The 18,716-nt window shown below is 41.5% G+C and carries 19 protein-coding genes; 13 read left to right on the forward strand and 6 right to left on the reverse strand.

What is annotated here, in order from left to right; genetic code table 11:
* Positions 1-113 precede the first annotated feature (113 nt).
* Positions 114-1,106, forward strand: a complete 993-nt coding sequence (gene tsf, locus HMPREF0106_RS21145; RefSeq protein ID WP_004297205.1) for a translation elongation factor Ts — start codon at positions 114-116, stop codon at positions 1,104-1,106.
* Between the two features lie 204 nt (positions 1,107-1,310).
* On the opposite strand, the gene HMPREF0106_RS21140 is transcribed toward tsf, so the two are convergent.
* Together HMPREF0106_RS21140 and HMPREF0106_RS21135 are read right to left on the reverse strand one after the other, a co-directional pair.
* A complete protein-coding gene (locus tag HMPREF0106_RS21140) occupies positions 1,311-1,820 on the reverse strand; it encodes a TlpA family protein disulfide reductase (RefSeq protein ID WP_009038982.1) in 510 nt (169 codons plus the stop codon).
* Between the two features lie 36 nt (positions 1,821-1,856).
* Positions 1,857-2,207: a translation initiation factor gene (locus HMPREF0106_RS21135; protein WP_008020449.1), complete on the reverse strand. Its 351-nt coding sequence runs from the start codon at positions 2,205-2,207 to the stop codon at positions 1,857-1,859.
* Between the two features lie 165 nt (positions 2,208-2,372).
* Between HMPREF0106_RS21135 and HMPREF0106_RS21130 the strand changes: the two genes are divergently transcribed.
* The 4 genes from HMPREF0106_RS21130 to HMPREF0106_RS21115 are packed head-to-tail and all read left to right on the forward strand — an operon-like array spanning position 2,373 to position 5,184.
* Positions 2,373-3,023 carry a redox-sensing transcriptional repressor Rex gene (locus tag HMPREF0106_RS21130; RefSeq protein WP_004297208.1) on the forward strand — a complete coding sequence of 217 codons (651 nt, stop codon included), beginning with the start codon at positions 2,373-2,375 and terminating at the stop codon, positions 3,021-3,023.
* Complete coding sequence (locus tag HMPREF0106_RS21125) at positions 3,023-3,637, forward strand: fumarylacetoacetate hydrolase family protein (RefSeq protein WP_009038984.1); 615 nt, start codon at positions 3,023-3,025, stop codon at positions 3,635-3,637. The genes HMPREF0106_RS21130 and HMPREF0106_RS21125 overlap by 1 nt, the downstream gene beginning before the upstream one ends.
* A gap of 38 nt (positions 3,638-3,675) precedes the next feature.
* Positions 3,676-4,158 carry a 2-C-methyl-D-erythritol 2,4-cyclodiphosphate synthase gene (gene ispF, locus HMPREF0106_RS21120; protein ID WP_004308656.1) on the forward strand — a complete coding sequence of 161 codons (483 nt, stop codon included), beginning with the start codon at positions 3,676-3,678 and terminating at the stop codon, positions 4,156-4,158.
* Between the two features lie 18 nt (positions 4,159-4,176).
* Positions 4,177-5,184 carry a metallophosphoesterase family protein gene (locus HMPREF0106_RS21115; protein ID WP_009038985.1) on the forward strand — a complete coding sequence of 336 codons (1,008 nt, stop codon included), beginning with the start codon at positions 4,177-4,179 and terminating at the stop codon, positions 5,182-5,184.
* On the opposite strand, the gene HMPREF0106_RS21110 is transcribed toward HMPREF0106_RS21115, so the two are convergent.
* A complete protein-coding gene (locus HMPREF0106_RS21110; protein ID WP_004314722.1) occupies positions 5,174-6,037 on the reverse strand; it encodes a hypothetical protein in 864 nt (287 codons plus the stop codon). The genes HMPREF0106_RS21115 and HMPREF0106_RS21110 overlap by 11 nt on opposite strands.
* Before the next feature lie 110 nt (positions 6,038-6,147).
* Between HMPREF0106_RS21110 and mnmA the strand changes: the two genes are divergently transcribed.
* The 8 genes from mnmA (at position 6,148) to HMPREF0106_RS21070 (ending at position 13,934) form a co-directional block, all read left to right on the forward strand.
* Positions 6,148-7,233: a tRNA 2-thiouridine(34) synthase MnmA gene (gene mnmA, locus HMPREF0106_RS21105; protein WP_009038986.1), complete on the forward strand. Its 1,086-nt coding sequence runs from the start codon at positions 6,148-6,150 to the stop codon at positions 7,231-7,233.
* Positions 7,234-7,257: 24 nt separating this feature from the next.
* Positions 7,258-8,613, forward strand: a complete 1,356-nt coding sequence (locus HMPREF0106_RS21100; protein ID WP_009038987.1) for a S8 family peptidase — start codon at positions 7,258-7,260, stop codon at positions 8,611-8,613.
* 12 nt (positions 8,614-8,625) lie between these two features.
* A complete protein-coding gene (xseA, locus tag HMPREF0106_RS21095) occupies positions 8,626-9,858 on the forward strand; it encodes an exodeoxyribonuclease VII large subunit (RefSeq protein WP_032850999.1) in 1,233 nt (410 codons plus the stop codon).
* Between the two features lie 60 nt (positions 9,859-9,918).
* Positions 9,919-10,128, forward strand: a complete 210-nt coding sequence (gene xseB / locus HMPREF0106_RS21090) for an exodeoxyribonuclease VII small subunit (RefSeq protein ID WP_004314727.1) — start codon at positions 9,919-9,921, stop codon at positions 10,126-10,128.
* Positions 10,129-10,167: 39 nt separating this feature from the next.
* On the forward strand, positions 10,168-11,199 hold the full coding sequence (locus HMPREF0106_RS21085) for a branched-chain amino acid aminotransferase (RefSeq protein WP_255344217.1): 1,032 nt from the start codon (positions 10,168-10,170) through the stop codon (positions 11,197-11,199).
* Between the two features lie 45 nt (positions 11,200-11,244).
* Positions 11,245-11,868: a DUF975 family protein gene (locus tag HMPREF0106_RS21080; protein ID WP_009038989.1), complete on the forward strand. Its 624-nt coding sequence runs from the start codon at positions 11,245-11,247 to the stop codon at positions 11,866-11,868.
* Positions 11,869-11,980: 112 nt separating this feature from the next.
* The gene (trmB, locus tag HMPREF0106_RS21075) at positions 11,981-12,739 is read left to right on the forward strand and encodes a tRNA (guanosine(46)-N7)-methyltransferase TrmB (protein ID WP_004309382.1); all 759 of its coding nucleotides are present in this window, start codon (positions 11,981-11,983) and stop codon (positions 12,737-12,739) included.
* 94 nt (positions 12,740-12,833) lie between these two features.
* On the forward strand, positions 12,834-13,934 hold the full coding sequence (locus HMPREF0106_RS21070) for an Mrp/NBP35 family ATP-binding protein (RefSeq protein WP_004309381.1): 1,101 nt from the start codon (positions 12,834-12,836) through the stop codon (positions 13,932-13,934).
* A gap of 331 nt (positions 13,935-14,265) precedes the next feature.
* Here HMPREF0106_RS21070 and HMPREF0106_RS21065 read toward each other — a convergent pair whose 3' ends face one another.
* The 3 genes from HMPREF0106_RS21065 to HMPREF0106_RS21055 all read right to left on the reverse strand — a co-directional run bounded on the left by HMPREF0106_RS21065 (position 14,266) and on the right by HMPREF0106_RS21055 (position 18,573).
* Complete coding sequence (locus tag HMPREF0106_RS21065; protein ID WP_004307827.1) at positions 14,266-16,179, reverse strand: TlpA family protein disulfide reductase; 1,914 nt, start codon at positions 16,177-16,179, stop codon at positions 14,266-14,268.
* 192 nt (positions 16,180-16,371) lie between these two features.
* The gene (locus tag HMPREF0106_RS21060; protein ID WP_009038990.1) at positions 16,372-18,189 is read right to left on the reverse strand and encodes a M56 family metallopeptidase; all 1,818 of its coding nucleotides are present in this window, start codon (positions 18,187-18,189) and stop codon (positions 16,372-16,374) included.
* Between the two features lie 18 nt (positions 18,190-18,207).
* Positions 18,208-18,573, reverse strand: coding sequence for a BlaI/MecI/CopY family transcriptional regulator (locus tag HMPREF0106_RS21055; RefSeq protein WP_004305524.1), 366 nt, complete (start codon positions 18,571-18,573; stop codon positions 18,208-18,210).
* Between the last annotated feature and the right edge of the window lie 143 nt (positions 18,574-18,716).

Below are 18,716 nucleotides of genomic sequence, written 5' to 3' on the forward strand. Positions count from 1 at the left end.
TGTGCCAATTTGCTAATGTGCAAGAGTATATTTATACACTTGTATCTTGATTGGCAGATTGGCACATTTTTTTGTTTCGAAAATTATTATTCATTTAAATAAAGGAAATTATTATGGCTGTAAGTATGGCTGATATTACCAAGCTGCGTAAAATGACCGGAGCTGGTATGATGGATTGCAAAAACGCGTTGACTGAAGCTGAAGGCGATTTCGACAAGGCAATGGAAATTATCCGTAAGAAAGGACAAGCTGTTGCTGCTAAGCGTTCGGAACGTGAAGCTTCTGAAGGTTGCGTTTTGGCTAAAACTACCGGTGACCGTGCTGTTATCGTTGCTTTGAAGTGTGAAACTGACTTTGTGGCTCAGAATGCTGATTTCGTGAAACTGACTCAGGATATTCTTGATCTTGCTGTGGCTAATAAATGCGCTACTTTGGACGAAGTAAAAGCATTGCCGATGGGTAACGGTACTGTACAGGATGCAGTGACTGACCGTAGCGGTATCACAGGTGAGAAGATGGAACTGGATGGTTACATGACTGTAGAAGGTGTATGCACTGCTGTTTATAATCACATGAACAGAAATGGTCTTTGCACGATTGTTGCTTTCAACAAGGAAGTGAACGAGCAGTTGGCTAAGCAAATAGCTATGCAGATTGCTGCCATGAACCCGATTGCTATTGATGAAGATGGCGTTTCTGAAGAAGTAAAACAGAAAGAAATTGAAGTTGCTATTGAGAAGACAAAAGCAGAACAGGTACAGAAAGCTGTAGAAGCTGCTCTGAAGAAAGCTAACATCAACCCGGCTCATGTGGACAGCGAAGAACACATGGATAGCAACATGGCTAAAGGATGGATTACAGCTGAAGATGTAGCTAAAGCAAAAGAAATCATTGCTACTGTTTCTGCAGAGAAGGCTGCACACCTGCCTGAACAAATGATTCAGAACATTGCGAAAGGTCGTCTGGGCAAGTTCTTGAAAGAAGTTTGCTTATTGAACCAGGAAGATATCATGGACGGTAAGAAAACTGTAAGAGAAGTGTTGGCTGCTGCTGACCCTGAACTGAAGATTGTTGATTTCAAGCGTTTCACTTTGAAAGCTGAATAATCAATCAGATTCAAATTCTATGATGTGTCCTTAAAAACGGAACACGTTAACTTAATAGAGGTATTCATTAAGACTCTCTATTTGAAGATACAAGAAAGGCAACTAATTCATAACGAGTTAGTTGCCTTTTCTTTTGATTTGATCTTATCATTCCTTTCCTCAAGAAACTGCCATGTATAACATGAGGCACATTCTTGGGGAGGATTATTTCAATGCTTTGTCTATTTCCTTCATCAGCTTGTCCATTTCCTCTTTTTTATAACCGACAGTGGCGGATATCACTTTCCCGTCTTTGTTGATTAAGTAACTTCTGGGAATGTATTGACTGGCAAACTTACCTGTGACTTCCCGTTTCGGGTCCGGGTAGAGAGGAAATGTAAACCCTTTACGCTTGTTGTATTCCGTTAATTGATCGTCGGTATGTTCGCGCCCGATTACTAACATGCAGAAATCTTTGTTGTCCTTATATTTAGGCCAGAGTGTTTTTTGAACTTCAGCCAGTTCGCTTTGGCAAGGACCACACCAAGTAGCGAAAATATTGATTAATACAACTTTTCCTTTCAGGTCCTCGGAGTTTACAGTACCGTTCACTGTTGAATGAAGGGTGAAAGCAGGCATACTATCGCCTACCTTGACGATATCAGCATTGTTGTCTTGTGCAAATGACAACAGTGAGAATAACGCTGCTGCACAGAATAATGTTACTTTTCTCATATCTTTAAAATTTCTAGTTACAAAATGCTATTTAGTTTAACCTCCTATACCTTTTGTTTTAGAGTATCCTTCTTTAATGAGCAGCTCTATGATTTTGGTTTTGAAATCTCCTTGCACCATAATCTCTCCGTCTTTAGCCGATCCGCCTACTCCGCATTTGCTTTTCAGTAGCTTACCCAGCTCTTTCAAGTCGTTTTCCGTACCTATAAATCCGGTAATTAATGTGACCACTTTACCGCCCCGGTTCTTTTTGTCAATGGAAACTCGCAGGTTTTGTTTGTTTTTGTCGAGAGTAACTTGCTCTTCATCGTTATCCATTTCATAGCCGAAGTCCGGATTCGTGGAATACACTACGTTTAATCTATCTTTCCAATCATTATTTTTCATACTCGTCATTTTTAATCCTTTTCAAAAGTATTAAACTTATGGAAAAGAGCAAAATTTGAACCTCTTTTCATTGTTTTGTTTAATCTCTATTAAGGTTTTCTGTTATAGGGTTGTCAGTCTCAAAAAAGATTGTACTTTTGCAAAATACCAAATTTAGTAAGAAGTATGAGCACATCTATACGAAAAGAGGCGGATAAAGTGCCGGAGCCTACCTTGCGCAGACTTCCCTGGTATCTGTCCAACATAAAACTAATGAAAGAAAAAGGAGAACAGTACGTCTCTTCTACACAAATCTCTAAGGAAATAAATATTGATGCTTCTCAAATCGCCAAGGATTTATCCTACGTCAATATCTCCGGGCGCACGAGAGTAGGGTATAACATTGATGCGCTGATTGAAGTGTTGGAGAGTTTTCTTGGATTTACCAATATGCACAAAGCCTTCTTGTTTGGTGTAGGTAGCCTGGGGGCTGCTTTGCTTCGGGATTCAGGTTTGCATCATTTCGGGCTGGAGATTGTGGCAGCTTTTGATGTGAATCCGGAATTGGTGGGAAAAGACCTGAATGGTATTCCTATTTTTCACTCCGATGATTTTGAGGCAAAGATGAAAGAATACGATGTAAATATCGGTGTGTTGACCGTGCCTATTAATATTGCTCAGGAAATTACAGATAAGATGGTAGACGGAGGTATAAAAGCCGTATGGAACTTTACTCCTTTCCGAATCCGTGTACCCGAGAATATTGTGGTGCAGAATACGTCTTTATATGCTCATTTGGCTGTTATGTTTAACCGATTGAATTTTAACGAGAAATAATGAAGATTATTGCAGTAGGCATGAACTACGCCCAGCATAACAAAGAACTGGGACATACACAAGTAAATACGGAGCCGGTGATTTTTATGAAGCCTGATTCTGCTATTCTGAAAGATGGCAAACCGTTTTTCATCCCCGACTTTTCCAACGAGATACATTATGAAACGGAATTGGTAGTCCGTATCAACCGATTGGGGAAAAATATCGCTCCCCGTTTTGCTAACCGCTATTATGATGCTGTGACAGTCGGTATCGACTTTACAGCCCGTGACCTTCAACGAAAGTTCCGTGAACAGGGGAATCCCTGGGAGCTTTGTAAAGGTTTTGACTCATCGGCTGCTATTGGGACTTTTGTTCCGGTAGAGCATTATAAAGATATTCAAAATTTGAACTTCAATCTGTTGATCGACAGTAAAGAAGTACAGCGTGGCTGTACAGCAGATATGCTTTTCAAGATAGATGATATTATCGCTTATGTCAGTCAGTTTGTAACGTTGAAAATCGGTGATCTACTCTTTACGGGGACTCCTGTCGGTGTAGGTCCTGTTAGTATCGGACAGCGTTTGCAAGGTTATCTGGAAGAGGAAAAACTGCTGGATTTCTATATCCGTTGATCTTTTTTATTCATTAGTACTCATTTGTTATACAAAATATGAAGATAAGAGTAGGCTTTGGCTTCGACGTACATCAGCTGGTCGAAGGGCGTGAATTGTGGCTGGGTGGTATTCTTTTGGAACATACAAAAGGATTGTTGGGACATTCGGATGCTGATGTATTGTTGCATGCGGTTTGCGATGCTTTGTTAGGGGCGGCGAATATGCGTGATATCGGCTATCACTTTCCCGATACGGCTGGAGAATTTAAAAACATAGATAGCAAAATTCTGCTGAAGAAAACAGTGGAATTGATTGCTACCAAAGGATATAAAGTGGGGAATATCGATGCAACCATTTGTGCCGAACGCCCGAAGTTAAAGGCACATATTCCTTTGATGCAAGAGACGATGGCAACTGTTATGGGAATTGATGCGGATGATATTTCCATTAAGGCGACTACTACCGAGAAACTCGGTTTTACGGGTCGTGAAGAAGGTATATCAGCCTATGCTACCGTATTGATAGAGAAGATTTCTTAACCCCTAAAACAAATAAATATGATTCGGCTCTTAAAAATTTACTTAACACTTGTCTTTTTGTTGGTAACAACTTTTGGTATGGCTCAAAAGAGTGAACTGAAATTTAGTAAAGATGGTAAATTCAAAATTGTGCAATTTACCGATGTGCATTTTAAATACGGCAACCGGGCTTCTGATATCGCTTTGGAACGCATAAATCAGGTGCTTGATGATGAACGCCCGGATTTGGTGATTTTTACCGGCGATGTTGTTTATTCTGCTCCGGCAGATTCCGGAATGTTGCAGGTATTGGAACCGGTAGTTAAACGCAAACTGCCTTTCGTGGTCACTTTTGGTAATCATGACAATGAACAGGGAATGACACGGGAACAGTTATATGATATTATCCGTAAAGTTCCCGGAAATTTATTGCCTGACCGGGGAACAGTCTTATCGCCGGACTATGTATTAACCGTGAAATCGTCTTCTAATGTAAAGAAGGATGCAGCTTTGCTTTATTGCATGGATTCTCATTCCTATTCTCCTTTGAAAGATGTGAAGGGATATGCATGGCTTACATTCGATCAGATAAATTGGTATCGCCAGCAGAGTGCAGCTTATAAAGCGCAAAATGGTGGACAGCCTTTGCCGGCTCTTGCCTTTTTCCATATTCCTCTTCCTGAATACAATGAAGCTGCCCGTACCGAAAACGCGATTCTTCGCGGAACTCGTATGGAGGAAGCTTGTGCACCTAAATTGAATACGGGAATGTTTGCGGCAATGAAAGAAGCGGGTGATGTGATGGGTATGTTTGTAGGACACGATCATGATAATGATTATGCAGTGATGTGGAAAGGTATTCTTCTGGCTTATGGACGCTTCACCGGTGGAAATACGGAATATAATCATTTGCCTAACGGGGCCCGTATTATTGTATTAGATGAGGGTGCTCGTACATTTACGTCCTGGATTCGTCAGAAAGACGGAGTGGTGGATAAAATTTCTTATCCGGCAAGTTTTGTCAAGGACGATTGGACTAAACGTTGAGGCTTGCGAACTTCACATGGCTAAGGCGCGTGTACTTTGAACCATAGCTTTCGTATTGGCGTGATACTTTCGCCGATGCAATGTAGATAATATCTCCCAGTCGGTATTCATGTTCTATCCCTGATAGAGTGCATGAAACCGCACTGGGATTTTTTGATGGAATACTTATAATAACCAGGTTTCCACTGGCATCGGTTAAAGTTAGTATCTGCTTGACAAAAAACTGTGGGGTAGTGCCGTTCACTCTTGTTTTGTATGGATCGTCTTCCAGTCGTACGCGTGTGACTTTTAATTTTAAGTCAGTCAGTTTTTCCCCTAATTCTCCCAAATAGCGGCTTGATGAACGTTTCTCTCTCGACTTTCTGATCATGATATCCAAATGTATGGAATGATAAGCCTGTGCTATTTGGACGAAGCGTTCCTGTTTAGGTATTTTTGGGGTGAACTTGTAAGCTACCCAACTTAAATAGGCAGGATCTATCTTCAAAATTTCATGAAGAAAATGTCCCCGGTATTTTCCGAAGAAGATGAGGTCGTCACCGTTACTCTGCATTCTTTTTTCATTGTAATCCATGAGAATAAGACAACGCCTTGAATAGTAAAACATTGTACTGGCCATCCGGAGGGATTCGTTAATGTCCGGTGACAGGTCATGTATATAAAGAATGGATTGCTTTTCGGGCAGGGGAGAGTACAGCCAAAGGGAATAGTTTGGTTTCCCCGGTCGGGGCAACACCACCAAGTAGACTCCTGCCTCTTTAAAAGAGGCTCTGCCTCGGTTGTACTCATTCAATTTGGCATACAATAAGGCTTCTTCGTTTTCGGAAATGCCCGGTAATCTAGGGTTAGCCATAATTGTTCTCGCTTTTGGTATATTTCAAATATAAGGATTTTCTTTCAGAAAAGCAACTTTTCTCTTTGAAATCTCGTACATTTGTAACCATGTAAATTTTCAAAATTCGAATGGAAGAACGAAACAAGAGAGTATTGGTAGGTATGAGCGGTGGCATAGACAGCACCGCTACTTGCTTGATGCTGCAAGAACAAGGATATGAGATCGTAGGAGTTACCATGCGTGTGTGGGGAGATGAACCGCAGGATGCCAGGGAGTTAGCAGAACGGATGGGGATTGAACATTATGTGGCAGATGAGCGTATTCCTTTTAAAGAGACCATCGTAAAAAACTTCATAGACGAATATAAGCAGGGGCGTACACCGAATCCGTGTGTGATGTGCAATCCGTTGTTTAAGTTTCGTGTTTTGACGGAGTGGGCGGATAAGTTGAATTGTGCATGGGTAGCTACCGGACATTATTCGCGATTGGAAGAGAAAAACGGAAACATTTATATAGTAGCCGGAGACGATGATAAGAAAGATCAGTCGTATTTTCTCTGGAGATTGGGGCAGGATGTGCTGAAACGTTGCATTTTCCCGTTGGGAGATTATACGAAGGTAAAGGTCCGTGAGTATCTTGCGGAGAAAGGGTATGAGACAAAGTCGAAAGAAGGAGAAAGTATGGAAGTCTGCTTTATTAAAGGAGATTATCGTGATTTTCTTCGTGAACAGTGCCCTGAACTGGATAGTGAAATCGGATCGGGATGGTTTGTCAACTCTGAAGGAGTAAAACTGGGGAAACATAAAGGGGCACCTTATTATACGATTGGTCAACGAAAAGGACTGGAGATCGCTTTAGGAAAGCCTGCTTATGTGTTGAAAATCAATCCGCAGAAAAATACGGTGATGCTTGGAGATGCCGACCAATTGGAAACTGAATACATGTTGGCGGAGCAGGATAAGATTGTGGATGAACGGGAACTGTTCGGGTGTGAGAATCTGACAGTGCGGATTCGTTATCGCAGTCGTCCGATTCCCTGTCGGGTGAAAAGATTGGAAGACGGACGTTTGTTGGTCCGTTTCCTCGAAACGGCCTCGGCCATTGCTCCCGGACAATCTGCTGTGTTTTATGATGGAAGACGGGTGCTGGGAGGAGCTTTCATCGCTTCCCAAAGAGGAATCGGGCTGGTGATTATAGAAAATGAAGAATTATGATTGATTAAAATAGAAAGATAACTTATGAAGAAGTTTATAGTATTGATTCTCGCTCTAAATATGTATCTGGGGGTATCTGCCCAATTTACTCCGGGAGATACCTTAAAATACCGGATTAGTCTGAAAGACAAAGCGGCTACGGATTATTCTTTGCAGAAACCGGAAAAGTATTTGTCTAAGAAATCTATAGAACGGAGAAAGAAACAGGGATTGCCCATTGATTCTACCGATTTACCGGTTTGCAGGACGTATGTAGATGCCATACGAAAAACAGGTGTTCATGTACTTGTGACCGGGAAATGGGATAATTTCGTTACTGTTTCTTGTAATGACAGTACTTTAATCAGCAAAATAGCTCAACTGCCTTTTGTACGTTCTACAGAAAGGGTGTGGAAAGGTATCACGCAAAGAGCATTTCAAAGAGACTCATTGATAAATAAACCGTTGCGCACCGATAGCCTTTACGGTCCTGCAATCACGCAAGCGGCTATGAGCCGCGTCGATCTCCTGCATGATGCCGGCTTTAAGGGTCAGGGAATGACCATTGCCGTAATTGATGCCGGATTCCATAATGTGGATAAGATTGATGCCATGAAAAATATCCGTATTCTCGGTGTGCGTGATTTTGTGAATCCGGAGGCAGATATTTATGCAGAAAGCAGTCATGGAATGTCTGTATTGTCCTGTATGGCTATGAACCAGCCACATGTGATGATTGGCACTGCTCCTGAAGCTTCTTATTGGTTGCTGCGTAGTGAAGACGAATATTCGGAAAATTTGGTAGAGCAGGATTATTGGGCGGCAGCTATCGAGTTTGCCGATAGTGTAGGAGTGGATTTGGTGAATACATCGCTTGGTTACTACTCATTTGATGATCCTGCGAAGAATTATAGATACCGTGACTTGAATGGTCATTATGCATTGATGTCCCGGGAAGCAGCGAAAGCTGCCGATAAAGGAATGGTAGTTGTGTGCAGTGCCGGAAATTCGGGTGCAGGTTCGTGGAAGAAGATTACTCCTCCGGGAGATGCGGAGAATATCATAACTGTAGGAGCTGTAACAAAAAGAGGAGAACTGGCGCCGTTTTCTTCTGTGGGAAATACGGCTGACGGACGTGTGAAGCCGGACGTAGTGGCTGTCGGTTTAAATTCGGATGTGATGGGAACGGATGGAAATCTTCGTCGCGCCAATGGAACCTCTTTTGCTTCTCCGATTATGTGCGGTATGGTAGCTTGCTTGTGGCAGGCTTGCCCGAAGCTGACGGCAAAGCAGATTATTGATTTGGTACGTCAGTCAGGTGATAGAGCTGATTTCCCGGATAATATATATGGATATGGTATTCCCGATTTGTGGAAGGCATATCAATCAACTCAACGTTAACTGTTCTTTTTTATGGATTCTCTTTCCCTTTTAGAACTGAATTCACTTGTCCGCCGTAGTCTGGAGCAATGCCTGCCCGATGAATATTGGATACAGGCAGAGTTGAGCGATGTCCGTTCCAATACGACGGGGCATTGTTATCTGGAATTTGTGCAGAAAGATCCTCGTAGTAATAATCTCGTAGCCAAAGCACGGGGGATGATTTGGAATAATATCTACCGCTTGCTGAAACCCTACTTTGAGGAAAGCACCGGACAACTGTTTACCTCCGGTATTAAAGTGCTGGTGAAAGTAACTGTTCAGTTTCATGAGTTATACGGTTACAGTCTGACGGTGCTTGATATTGATCCAGCTTACACGTTGGGAGATATGGCTCGCCGTCGTCGGGAAATATTATTGCAGTTGGAAGAGGAGGGAGTCTTGACGTTGAATAAAGAACTTGAAATGCCGGTTCTTCCCCAACGTGTTGCTGTCATTTCTTCGGCTACCGCAGCCGGATATGGAGATTTCTGCCATCAGTTACAGCACAATCCGGGCGGATTCTATTTTTATACAGAACTTTTTCCGGCTTTAATGCAAGGCAATCAGGTTGAAGAGTCTGTATTGGTGGCTTTAGACCGTATCAATGCCCGCATCAATGAATTTGACGTAGTGGTCATTATTCGTGGCGGTGGGGCTACTTCCGATTTATCCGGTTTTGATACTTATCTACTAGCAGCTGCATGTGCGCAATTTCCATTACCTATCATTACCGGTATTGGTCATGAACGCGATGATACAGTCCTTGACTCTGTAGCTCATACCCGGGTAAAGACTCCTACGGCTGCTGCCGAGCTTCTGATTCATCAGGTAACGGAAGTAGCAGAGCATCTGGAAGAATTATCTGTACGTCTTCAACAGGGAGCTTATATGCTTCTTGAGCAGGAACAACGAAGGTTGGAGGCGCTCCAAATCCGTATTCCCAATCTTGTTCACCGCAAACTTGCGGATGCTCGTTTTTCTTTGCTGGCAGCAAAGAAGGATTTGTCACAAGTGGCGAAAGCATTGTTGGCCCGTCAGTCTCACCGGTTGGAACTTTTACAACAGCGAATAGCAGACGCCTCTCCGGATAAACTCTTGAGCCGGGGATACAGTATTACAATCAAAGACGGGAAAGCGGTGACGGATGCATCTTCGCTGAAACCGGGAGATCGCTTGACAACCCGGTTGCTGAAAGGAGAAGTGCAATCTGTGGTGGAAAAGTAACTATCCGTCGACTGTGTATTTGTAAAAACATTCATTATTAACCATTAAATATCAATCATTGTGGCAGCAAAAAAAGAAACATATTCCCAAGCAATGGAACGTCTCGAAAAGATCGTTCGCCAGATAGATAATAACGAACTGGATATCGACATTTTGAGTGAGAAAATAAAAGAAGCCAATGAGATTATTGCTTTTTGCAAGGATAAACTGACAAAAGCCGACCGGGAAGTCGAAAAATTATTGCAAGAAAAGAGGCTATCTGAAGAATAAAAGTTATTTTTGCGTTTCAATGCAATAGAAAATAAACTAATACATAACAATATGAAAGAAATAGACTGGGCGAATCTGTCATTCGGATACATGAAGACAGATTACAATGTGAGAATCAACTTCCGTAATGGTGCATGGGGAGAATTAGAGGTTAGTAGTGACGAACACCTTAATTTGCACATGGCGGCAACCTGTTTACACTATGGTCAGGAAGCCTTTGAAGGGCTGAAAGCATTCCGTGGAAAGGATGGTAAAGTACGTATTTTCCGTTTGGAAGAAAACGCAGCCCGTCTGCAATCTACTTGCCAGGGAATTTTGATGGCAGAACTTCCGACAGAACGGTTTAAAGAAGCAATTTTGAAAGTCGTAAAACTGAATGAACGTTTTATCCCTCCTTATGAAACCGGTGCTTCTCTTTACATTCGTCCGCTGTTGATCGGAACAAGTGCCCAAGTAGGTGTACATCCTGCTGAAGAGTATATGTTTGTTGTGTTCGTAACTCCGGTAGGTCCATATTTCAAAGGTGGTTTCTCTACCAATCCGTACGTTATCATTCGTGAGTTCGATCGTGCCGCTCCTCATGGAACAGGTATTTATAAAGTAGGTGGCAACTATGCAGCCAGTCTTCGTGCTAACAAGAAAGCACACGATCTGGGGTATTCCTGCGAGTTCTATCTTGATGCGAAAGAAAAGAAATATATTGATGAATGTGGTGCTGCCAATTTCTTCGGTATTAAAGATAATACTTATATCACTCCGAAATCAACTTCTATTCTGCCTTCTATTACCAATAAAAGTTTGATGCAGTTGGCAGAAGACATGGGTATCAAGGTGGAACGCCGTCCGATACCGGAAGAAGAACTGGAAACATTTGAAGAAGCAGGTGCTTGTGGTACTGCCGCAGTAATCAGCCCGATTCAGCGTATCGATGATTTGGAAAACGGAAAATCATACGTTATCTCTAAAGATGGTAAGCCGGGACCTATCTGTACAAAATTGTACAATAAGCTGCGTGGAATTCAGTATGGCGACGAGCCGGATACACATGGCTGGGTGACGATTGTAGAATGACGATATATTATGAAATAACACATTTATCAATTAATATTATTCACTATGTTAAAACTAAACTCAGAACTGCGTGCTCAGGCGCGTGAGGCACTTCGAGGAAAGTGGCCTATGGCAGCCGTTGCTGCACTTATTTATTCAGTTATTGCCGGTGGATTATCTGCTATTCCTGTGATTGGCGGATTATGTTCATTGTTTGTCGGACTACCGGTTGCATACGGCTTTGCTATCGTGATGCTTGGTGTATTCAAAGGTAAAGAAATTGATTTCGGAGTGTTATTCGAAGGCTTCCAGGACTATGGACGTATTTTTGTAACGAAGTTGCTACAGGGTATCTATACCGCTTTGTGGATGTTGCTGTTGGTTGTACCAGGAATTATTAAGCACTATTCTTATGCAATGACCGACTATATCTTGAAAGAAGAACCCGAAATGAAAAACAATGCAGCTATTGAGAAAAGTATGGCTATGATGGAAAACAACAAGATGAAACTGTTCATGCTTGATTTGAGCTTTATCGGTTGGGCTATCCTTTCTCTCTTTACTTTCGGTATCGGATTCTTTTTCCTGCAACCTTATGTGCAGGTTGCTCATGCTGCTTTCTATGAAGATTTGAAAGCACAACAAGGTGGAAATGTAGAAGTAAACGTTGAAGTGAATGTTGAGATTTAATAACACGAATCATTCAATATTATAGAAGAATGGAGCATAGAGAAATCTGTGCTCCATTTCTTTTTGTCAGTTGCGTCAAAATCAGTACCTTTGCGGCCTAATCAGGATTGATATGGGAAAGAATAAATTAGAAAAGTTTGCCGATATGGCGAGTTATCCACACGTGTTCGAATATCCTTATTCGGCAGTAGATAACGTGCCTTTTGACATGAAGGGGAAATGGCATAAGGAGTTTTTTAAAAACGATCATCCGATTGTGCTCGAACTAGGCTGCGGACGTGGTGAGTACACCGTCGGCTTGGGTAAAATGTTTCCCGAAAAGAACTTTATAGCAGTTGATATAAAAGGTGCCCGTATGTGGACGGGAGCAACGGAATCATTACAGGCCGGAATGAAGAATGTCGCTTTCCTGCGTACCAATATTGAAATCATTGAACGTTTTTTTGCCGAAGGCGAAGTAAGTGAAATATGGCTTACCTTCTCTGATCCGCAAATGAAGAAAGCAACCAAGCGATTGACTTCCACCTATTTTATGGAACGGTACCGTAAATTCTTGCAGCCGAATGGCATTATCCACCTGAAAACGGACAGCAACTTCATGTTTACCTATACAAAATACATGATTGAAGCGAACCGTCTTCCCGTTGAGTTTATGACCGAAGATTTATATCATTCCGATTTGGTAGATGATATTCTCGGTATCAAGACTTATTATGAACAACAATGGCTCGATCGTGGTTTAGCTATTAAGTATATCAAATTCCGGCTTCCGCAGGAAGGTCAATTGCAAGAACCGGATGTAGAAATAGAACTTGATCCTTATCGTAGTTACAATCGTAGCAAACGTAGCGGATTAAGTACAAGTAAATAGTTTTGTGCAGTAACAATCGCCCTTAAAGTGAACTGACACTTAATCGAATGGTGATTTTAAATTGTAAATAGTAAATCGTCAAATAGTAAATAAAATGACTCTCTATCCTAAATTGATATTAGATGCATTGGCAACGGTGCGTTATCCCGGTACGGGAAAGAATCTGGTGGAAGCGGAGATGGTTGCCGATAATCTCCGTATTGATGGCATGACTGTCAGCTTCTCATTGATCTTTGAGAAACCGACTGATCCGTTTATGAAATCAATGTTGAAGGCTGCGGAAACAGCTATCCATACGTATGTCTCTCCTGATGTGCAGGTAACGATCACAGCGGAAAGTAAACAAGCTGCCCGTCCGGAAGTTGGCAAGCTCCTTCCGCAAGTGAAGAATATAGTCGGCATATCTTCCGGTAAAGGTGGAGTAGGCAAGTCTACGGTGTCTGCGAATCTGGCTGTTGCTTTGGCTAAATTAGGTTATAAAGTAGGTTTGCTTGATGCTGATATTTTTGGTCCTTCTATGCCGAAGATGTTTCAGGTGGAAGATGCACGCCCTTATGCTGAACGTATCGACGGTCGTGACATGATTATTCCGGTAGAAAAATATGGAGTGAAATTATTATCTATCGGCTTCTTTGTCGATCCGGATCAGGCAACTTTGTGGCGTGGTGGAATGGCTAGTAATGCGTTGAAACAGTTGATTGCTGATGCAGCTTGGGGAGAGTTGGATTATTTTCTGATAGACCTTCCTCCCGGAACCAGTGATATTCATTTGACAGTTGTTCAAACGCTGGCCATGACAGGGGCGATTGTTGTCAGCACTCCGCAGGCAGTGGCTTTGGCAGATGCCCGTAAGGGAATCAATATGTTTACCAATGATAAGGTAAATGTACCTATCCTTGGTTTGGTTGAAAATATGGCTTGGTTTACTCCTGCCGAACTTCCCGAAAATAAATACTATATCTTCGGAAAAGAAGGCGCAAAGAAACTGGCTGAAGAGATGAATGTTCCTTTGTTGGGACAGATACCTATCGTACAAAGCATTTGCGAAGGGGGAGATAATGGTACACCTGTTGCGTTGGATGAAGATTCCGTAACCGGACGTGCTTTCTTATCCCTGGCTGCCAGTGTCGTTCGCCAAGTAGATCGACGGAATGTAGAGATGGCGCCGACTCAAATCGTGGAAATGCATAAATAAGTGGAATCTGGAGTTGGATAGCTTTGCAGTAAGTTATCCATAGGATATAAAACGAGCCTCTGTAGTCTTTTCAAAGACTATGGAGGCTCGTTTATTTATTGATTTTTAGGATTACGTATTCTTGCAAAATAATCTTATATTATAATCCGCGTAATCCGTGCCTAAATATATTATATAAACTAATTATGATGACATACTTATATAGCAATTGTTGTTGGCGGATTTTCCTCTACAAGATAGTGACGCTATCCGATAGAAATAGTGACGGTATCATTATCATATACCGTCACTATCCTAAGCATATACCGTCACTATCTTTTTAACGTTCGAATTACTTATTCAAAGCTTTCATAAGCTCTTTTTTCATGGTGTCTACTCCGGGAAATCCAGTTTGTTTGAAGGTGATATTACCCTCCGGATCAACAACAAAATAAGTGGGAACTCCCCGGATATTGAAGCTGGACATCAGAAAACTCCATTGTTCATTTGTCACACGGAAATGCTCACCATGAATGTCGGTAATCATATTTTCCCAAGTGCCTTTGGGTGAAGTTTCGCCTGTGATGTAGAGGTAGATAATATCCTTGTCTTTTAATTCCTCTTTCATTGGAGTAATGGCTTTATTGGCTGTGCGACAAGGGCCACACCAAGTTGCCCAAAAATCGACTAACAACGTGTGTCCACGGAATTTAGAGATAATGGATGGGAATAAGTCCTCATTGGAGACTTGTCCCGTCTCGTTTACAGTGAAGCCTGTCTTTCTTTTGTTTAATTCTATTTTCTTTATTATTTCTTTGTTCGTTTGGGTAAGCATCTCTGCGTATGCCGGGGAAGAAAAAGTTTTTAGTTCGGCATTCTGCTCTGTTGTTAACGGGGTAAAATCCTTTATGGATTGATACAGCTTATTAAATTTAATGTTATCGAATAAGGGTCCCTGTCCCGTTCCCAGTGTCTCTTTAAGTACATCTAAAGAATTTGGCAGAAAACTTATCAAGTATATTGTTGATGCGTAATATTTACCGTATAGCGCTTTCAGAGTGTTGATAGAAGTGAACTCTTTCAATATGTCATAGTATCCTGTAGGAATATCAATGCGGGTATTGTAGAAATAGTCGTCGGTCTGTTCTTTATTCAGTTTATTAACAGTGATATATGCTGATTTTAGTTCTCTCTCCGTCATGGCGATTTTACCAGTCGCTGCCAGATCTACCTGAATATTTAATAGCTCTTTACACGCATTGCTGTATGGGGATTGTGCAATTTCTTTTCGAATGGATGGAAGACGCTCCAATACATAAGCCTTGTATTCATCTGCGCTTTTCCCGGCAATGTCGTTGTACATATCCATGTAATAAACGCTTTTCAATACAATATCTATATCTACGGAAGCTAATTCTTGTTGCAGACTAGCCAGATAACCATTAAAGTATACAGGTTCTCCATACGTTTTATCCTTTTTTTGCAGATGCGCCTGTCTACGGCATAGTTCCTTTGTATTGATGATGAGCGATGTCTCTTCGTTGGGAGCTATCAGACACTCGATCCAGCCAAAAGGAAGTTCTAATGCTACACTTGTAACGGACGCTACTTTGACCTCCGCCTGAAAAGTGCCGTCTTCTTTGATCTTTATGATATTCTGTTCGTTGTGGACATTCAATGCAGGACTTTCTATATGCATCTTCATTTGTTGCATCATCTCTTTTTGATAGTCCAGTATTTTTCCTTTAAGTGTAGCAGTCCCATAAACCAACTTTGGAGTAGGCAATATCGCTTTCTTATTTATTTTGTGTACGACTGCTTCTTTGGGAAGTTTTTGTTTATAGAATGTATCTTTGTCTAATTGTATTCCCCATATCTTATAGGCCCCGTCGAAGTCTCCTTCCGAGAAATCCAGACTGGTTACATTTTCAGGTATTGGGGGAAATAAGAGTTGAAACTCCGCTTCTCCCGATTCCGGCATCCAGAATTCCTTATCCAATGTGATTCCAACTCCCTTTCGGATGGGATAAAGCATTCCATTATTATCTTTCAGAAAACTGCCCGTTGCTATTTTAATCCAGTATTTCGGACGATAAAAAGCCTTTATATACACTGTTGTCACGGTATCACTCATGACAATTTTATCAATCTCAATACTATTGGAGCTCCATGCTAGAAAAGGAGGCCGCTCGATAACTCTGTCTTTGGCTTGTATGGTGCAGATTGTGCAGAATATTAAACCGATAATCCATGCGAATCTTTTCATGTGAATAATGTTTTATTACACGAACAAATATAAGGATCTTTTTATAACTATCCTTGCAAAAAGCTGAAAAAGAAATGACTTTTTACGGCACCGGGGAAAGATATGTCCGGCACCGGGGAGGAGAAGGTTCCCCCACCGATGAACGCCCCGTTCCTCACCGATGAGGAAAGGGAGCGGTATCGGGGAAGTTATTTATTGTAACCGGAACGTGATAGGGAGGGTATACTTAACAGGAACAGCCTGTCCTTTTTGCATTCCCGGTTCCCATTTAGGCATGTTTCCCACTACACGGATGGCTTCTGCATCCAGTGACGGAGATACGCTGCGTAATACTTTTACGTTTGACAAACTACCGTCTGTTCCGATAATCATTTGTATGATTACCCTGCCTTGTTCTTTGTTTTTTTGAGCAATGACAGGATATTTGATACTTCTAGCAAGATAACGCATCAACCCGGCTTGTCCCTCCGGGAATTTGGGCATTGTTTCTACTACAGTGAAAGCCTGATCTACGTTTTCTCCTTTCACACCTACTGCACCGGGAGTTGAATCTTCCTGTGGACCGTATCCCACTACAACTACTTCGTCCAGATCAGACTGCTTGATCTCTTCCGCTTTGGGGGTGGGGGGATCGGATAGTCTGAAAGCAACGGGAACTGTAAATCTTACATTTACTGCTTCCCCTCTTTGTTTTCCAGGTTGCCATTTAGGCATGGCAGCAATGACACGCATGGCTTCTTTGTCGAGATACGGATTGACACTTCGTTCTACTTTTGTGTCGGCTATACTTCCGTCCTTTTTAACAGTAAAGCTTACAATTACACGTCCTTGTGCACCGATTGCATGTGCTTCAGCCGGATATTTGACATTTTTCGACAAGTAATCCATCAATGCCTTCATCCCTCCCGGAAAATCCGGCATTTCTTCTACAACCTGAAAAACAACAGAATCCGGTACACTCTTGATTTGTGTTTCCGTTACTTCCTTTTCTTTTGTACCTTGCGGAAGAGTGATTTCTTGCATTTCTCTTGTAGAAAGTTCGGGAATATTTGTGGTTTCAGCTTGCATGGCAACTTCTTCTGTTATTTGTCCCATCATTTCTTTTGCAAATTTTTCAGTAGTACGTGCTACCATTTCGATGTTACTGACAATCATCAAGATGGCAGCCAAGGGAAGAAACATCAGATATTTTGTTCTTCCTATTTCTTTCGTTCTTCGTTTATTCATCATTTTAATACGATTTTTGAGTGGTAAAACATTGAAACTATTTGATAAATTTGCTGCAGCCTTGTGATGTGCCAGTCCCAATAAGTGGTACTGGTATGATTTGCTATCATGTCCCGTCTCTAATACACGATGGTCTGCCATGTATTCGAGGTTTCCTCTGACTTCCCGTTTCATTAACCAGATAAATGGGTTGAACCAGCAGAATATGCACATTATTTCGCTGAAAAGTACATCCACCGAGTGGTATTGACGGGCATGTGTCTCTTCATGCGTAATGATTTCACTGATTTCAGATTCCGTATGTGATTGCGGGTGTATGAATATCCAGTGGAAGAAAGAAAAAGGACCTGTTTCTTTTTTTAATAGATGTACGCGTACTCCTTGTATATTGCTTTTTGAGCATTGGAAATGCAATCGGATGATGCTACCCAGTTGTACGAAGAAACGTGCGGTAAGTAATAACATTCCGCTCCAATAAATAATTTTAGCGAACTGCATGATAACCTCTTGCCAATTTATGACAGTCTCTTGTGTAGGAGTCACAACTTGCTCCGGCAGCAGGATGGTTGCATAAAGATCTGCCATTGCCACCATCGGTTCGTGAGCTTTTATCCATCCCTGAATATTCAATAGGGGATAAAGCATGGAGATGGCAAAGAAACATAGCAAAGCCATCCTACGCCAATGGAAGAAGGTGTCTTTATGGAAAAACAACCGATAGAATGCATAGAACAGAGCTATCGCTACATTTATCTTTAGAAAATAAGCTAGTTCCGGAGTCATGGTGATGAATGTTTTCTATTAATTTTCTTTTCCTTTTTCAATGAGTTCGATAATATCTTTGAGATCATCGGTCGAAATTTTCTGGTCTTTGGCAAAGAAAGAAACCATTTCTTTGTAAGAGTTCTCAAAGTAGTTACGAACTACGCCACTCATAAAATGGCGTTTATATTCATTTTCGCGAATGGCAGGAGTATATTGGTAGGTATTACCCACACGTTTCGGTGTGACATATCCTTTCCGCTCGAGGTTCTTTACGATAGATGCTACTGTGGTATAAGGAGGTGCCGGTTGCGTATACTTTGCAACAATGTCTTTTACGAAACAGCATTGTAACTCCCAAATGTAGATCATTACTTCTTCTTCTTGTATAGTTAACTTTTCCATGGAGATGTTGTTTAATTACGAATACTTCGCAAATCTACGAATATTTCGTAAACAAGCAATAGCTAGTCGGTTAATAATTGTAAATGTATAAATCTTGCAAGAATATTTTAATTGCATTGTTATTCGGAAATTATTTAAGCATA

The sequence above is a fragment of the Bacteroides sp. D22 genome, assembly GCF_000163675.1.
GTDB classification, from domain to species: domain Bacteria; phylum Bacteroidota; class Bacteroidia; order Bacteroidales; family Bacteroidaceae; genus Bacteroides; species Bacteroides xylanisolvens.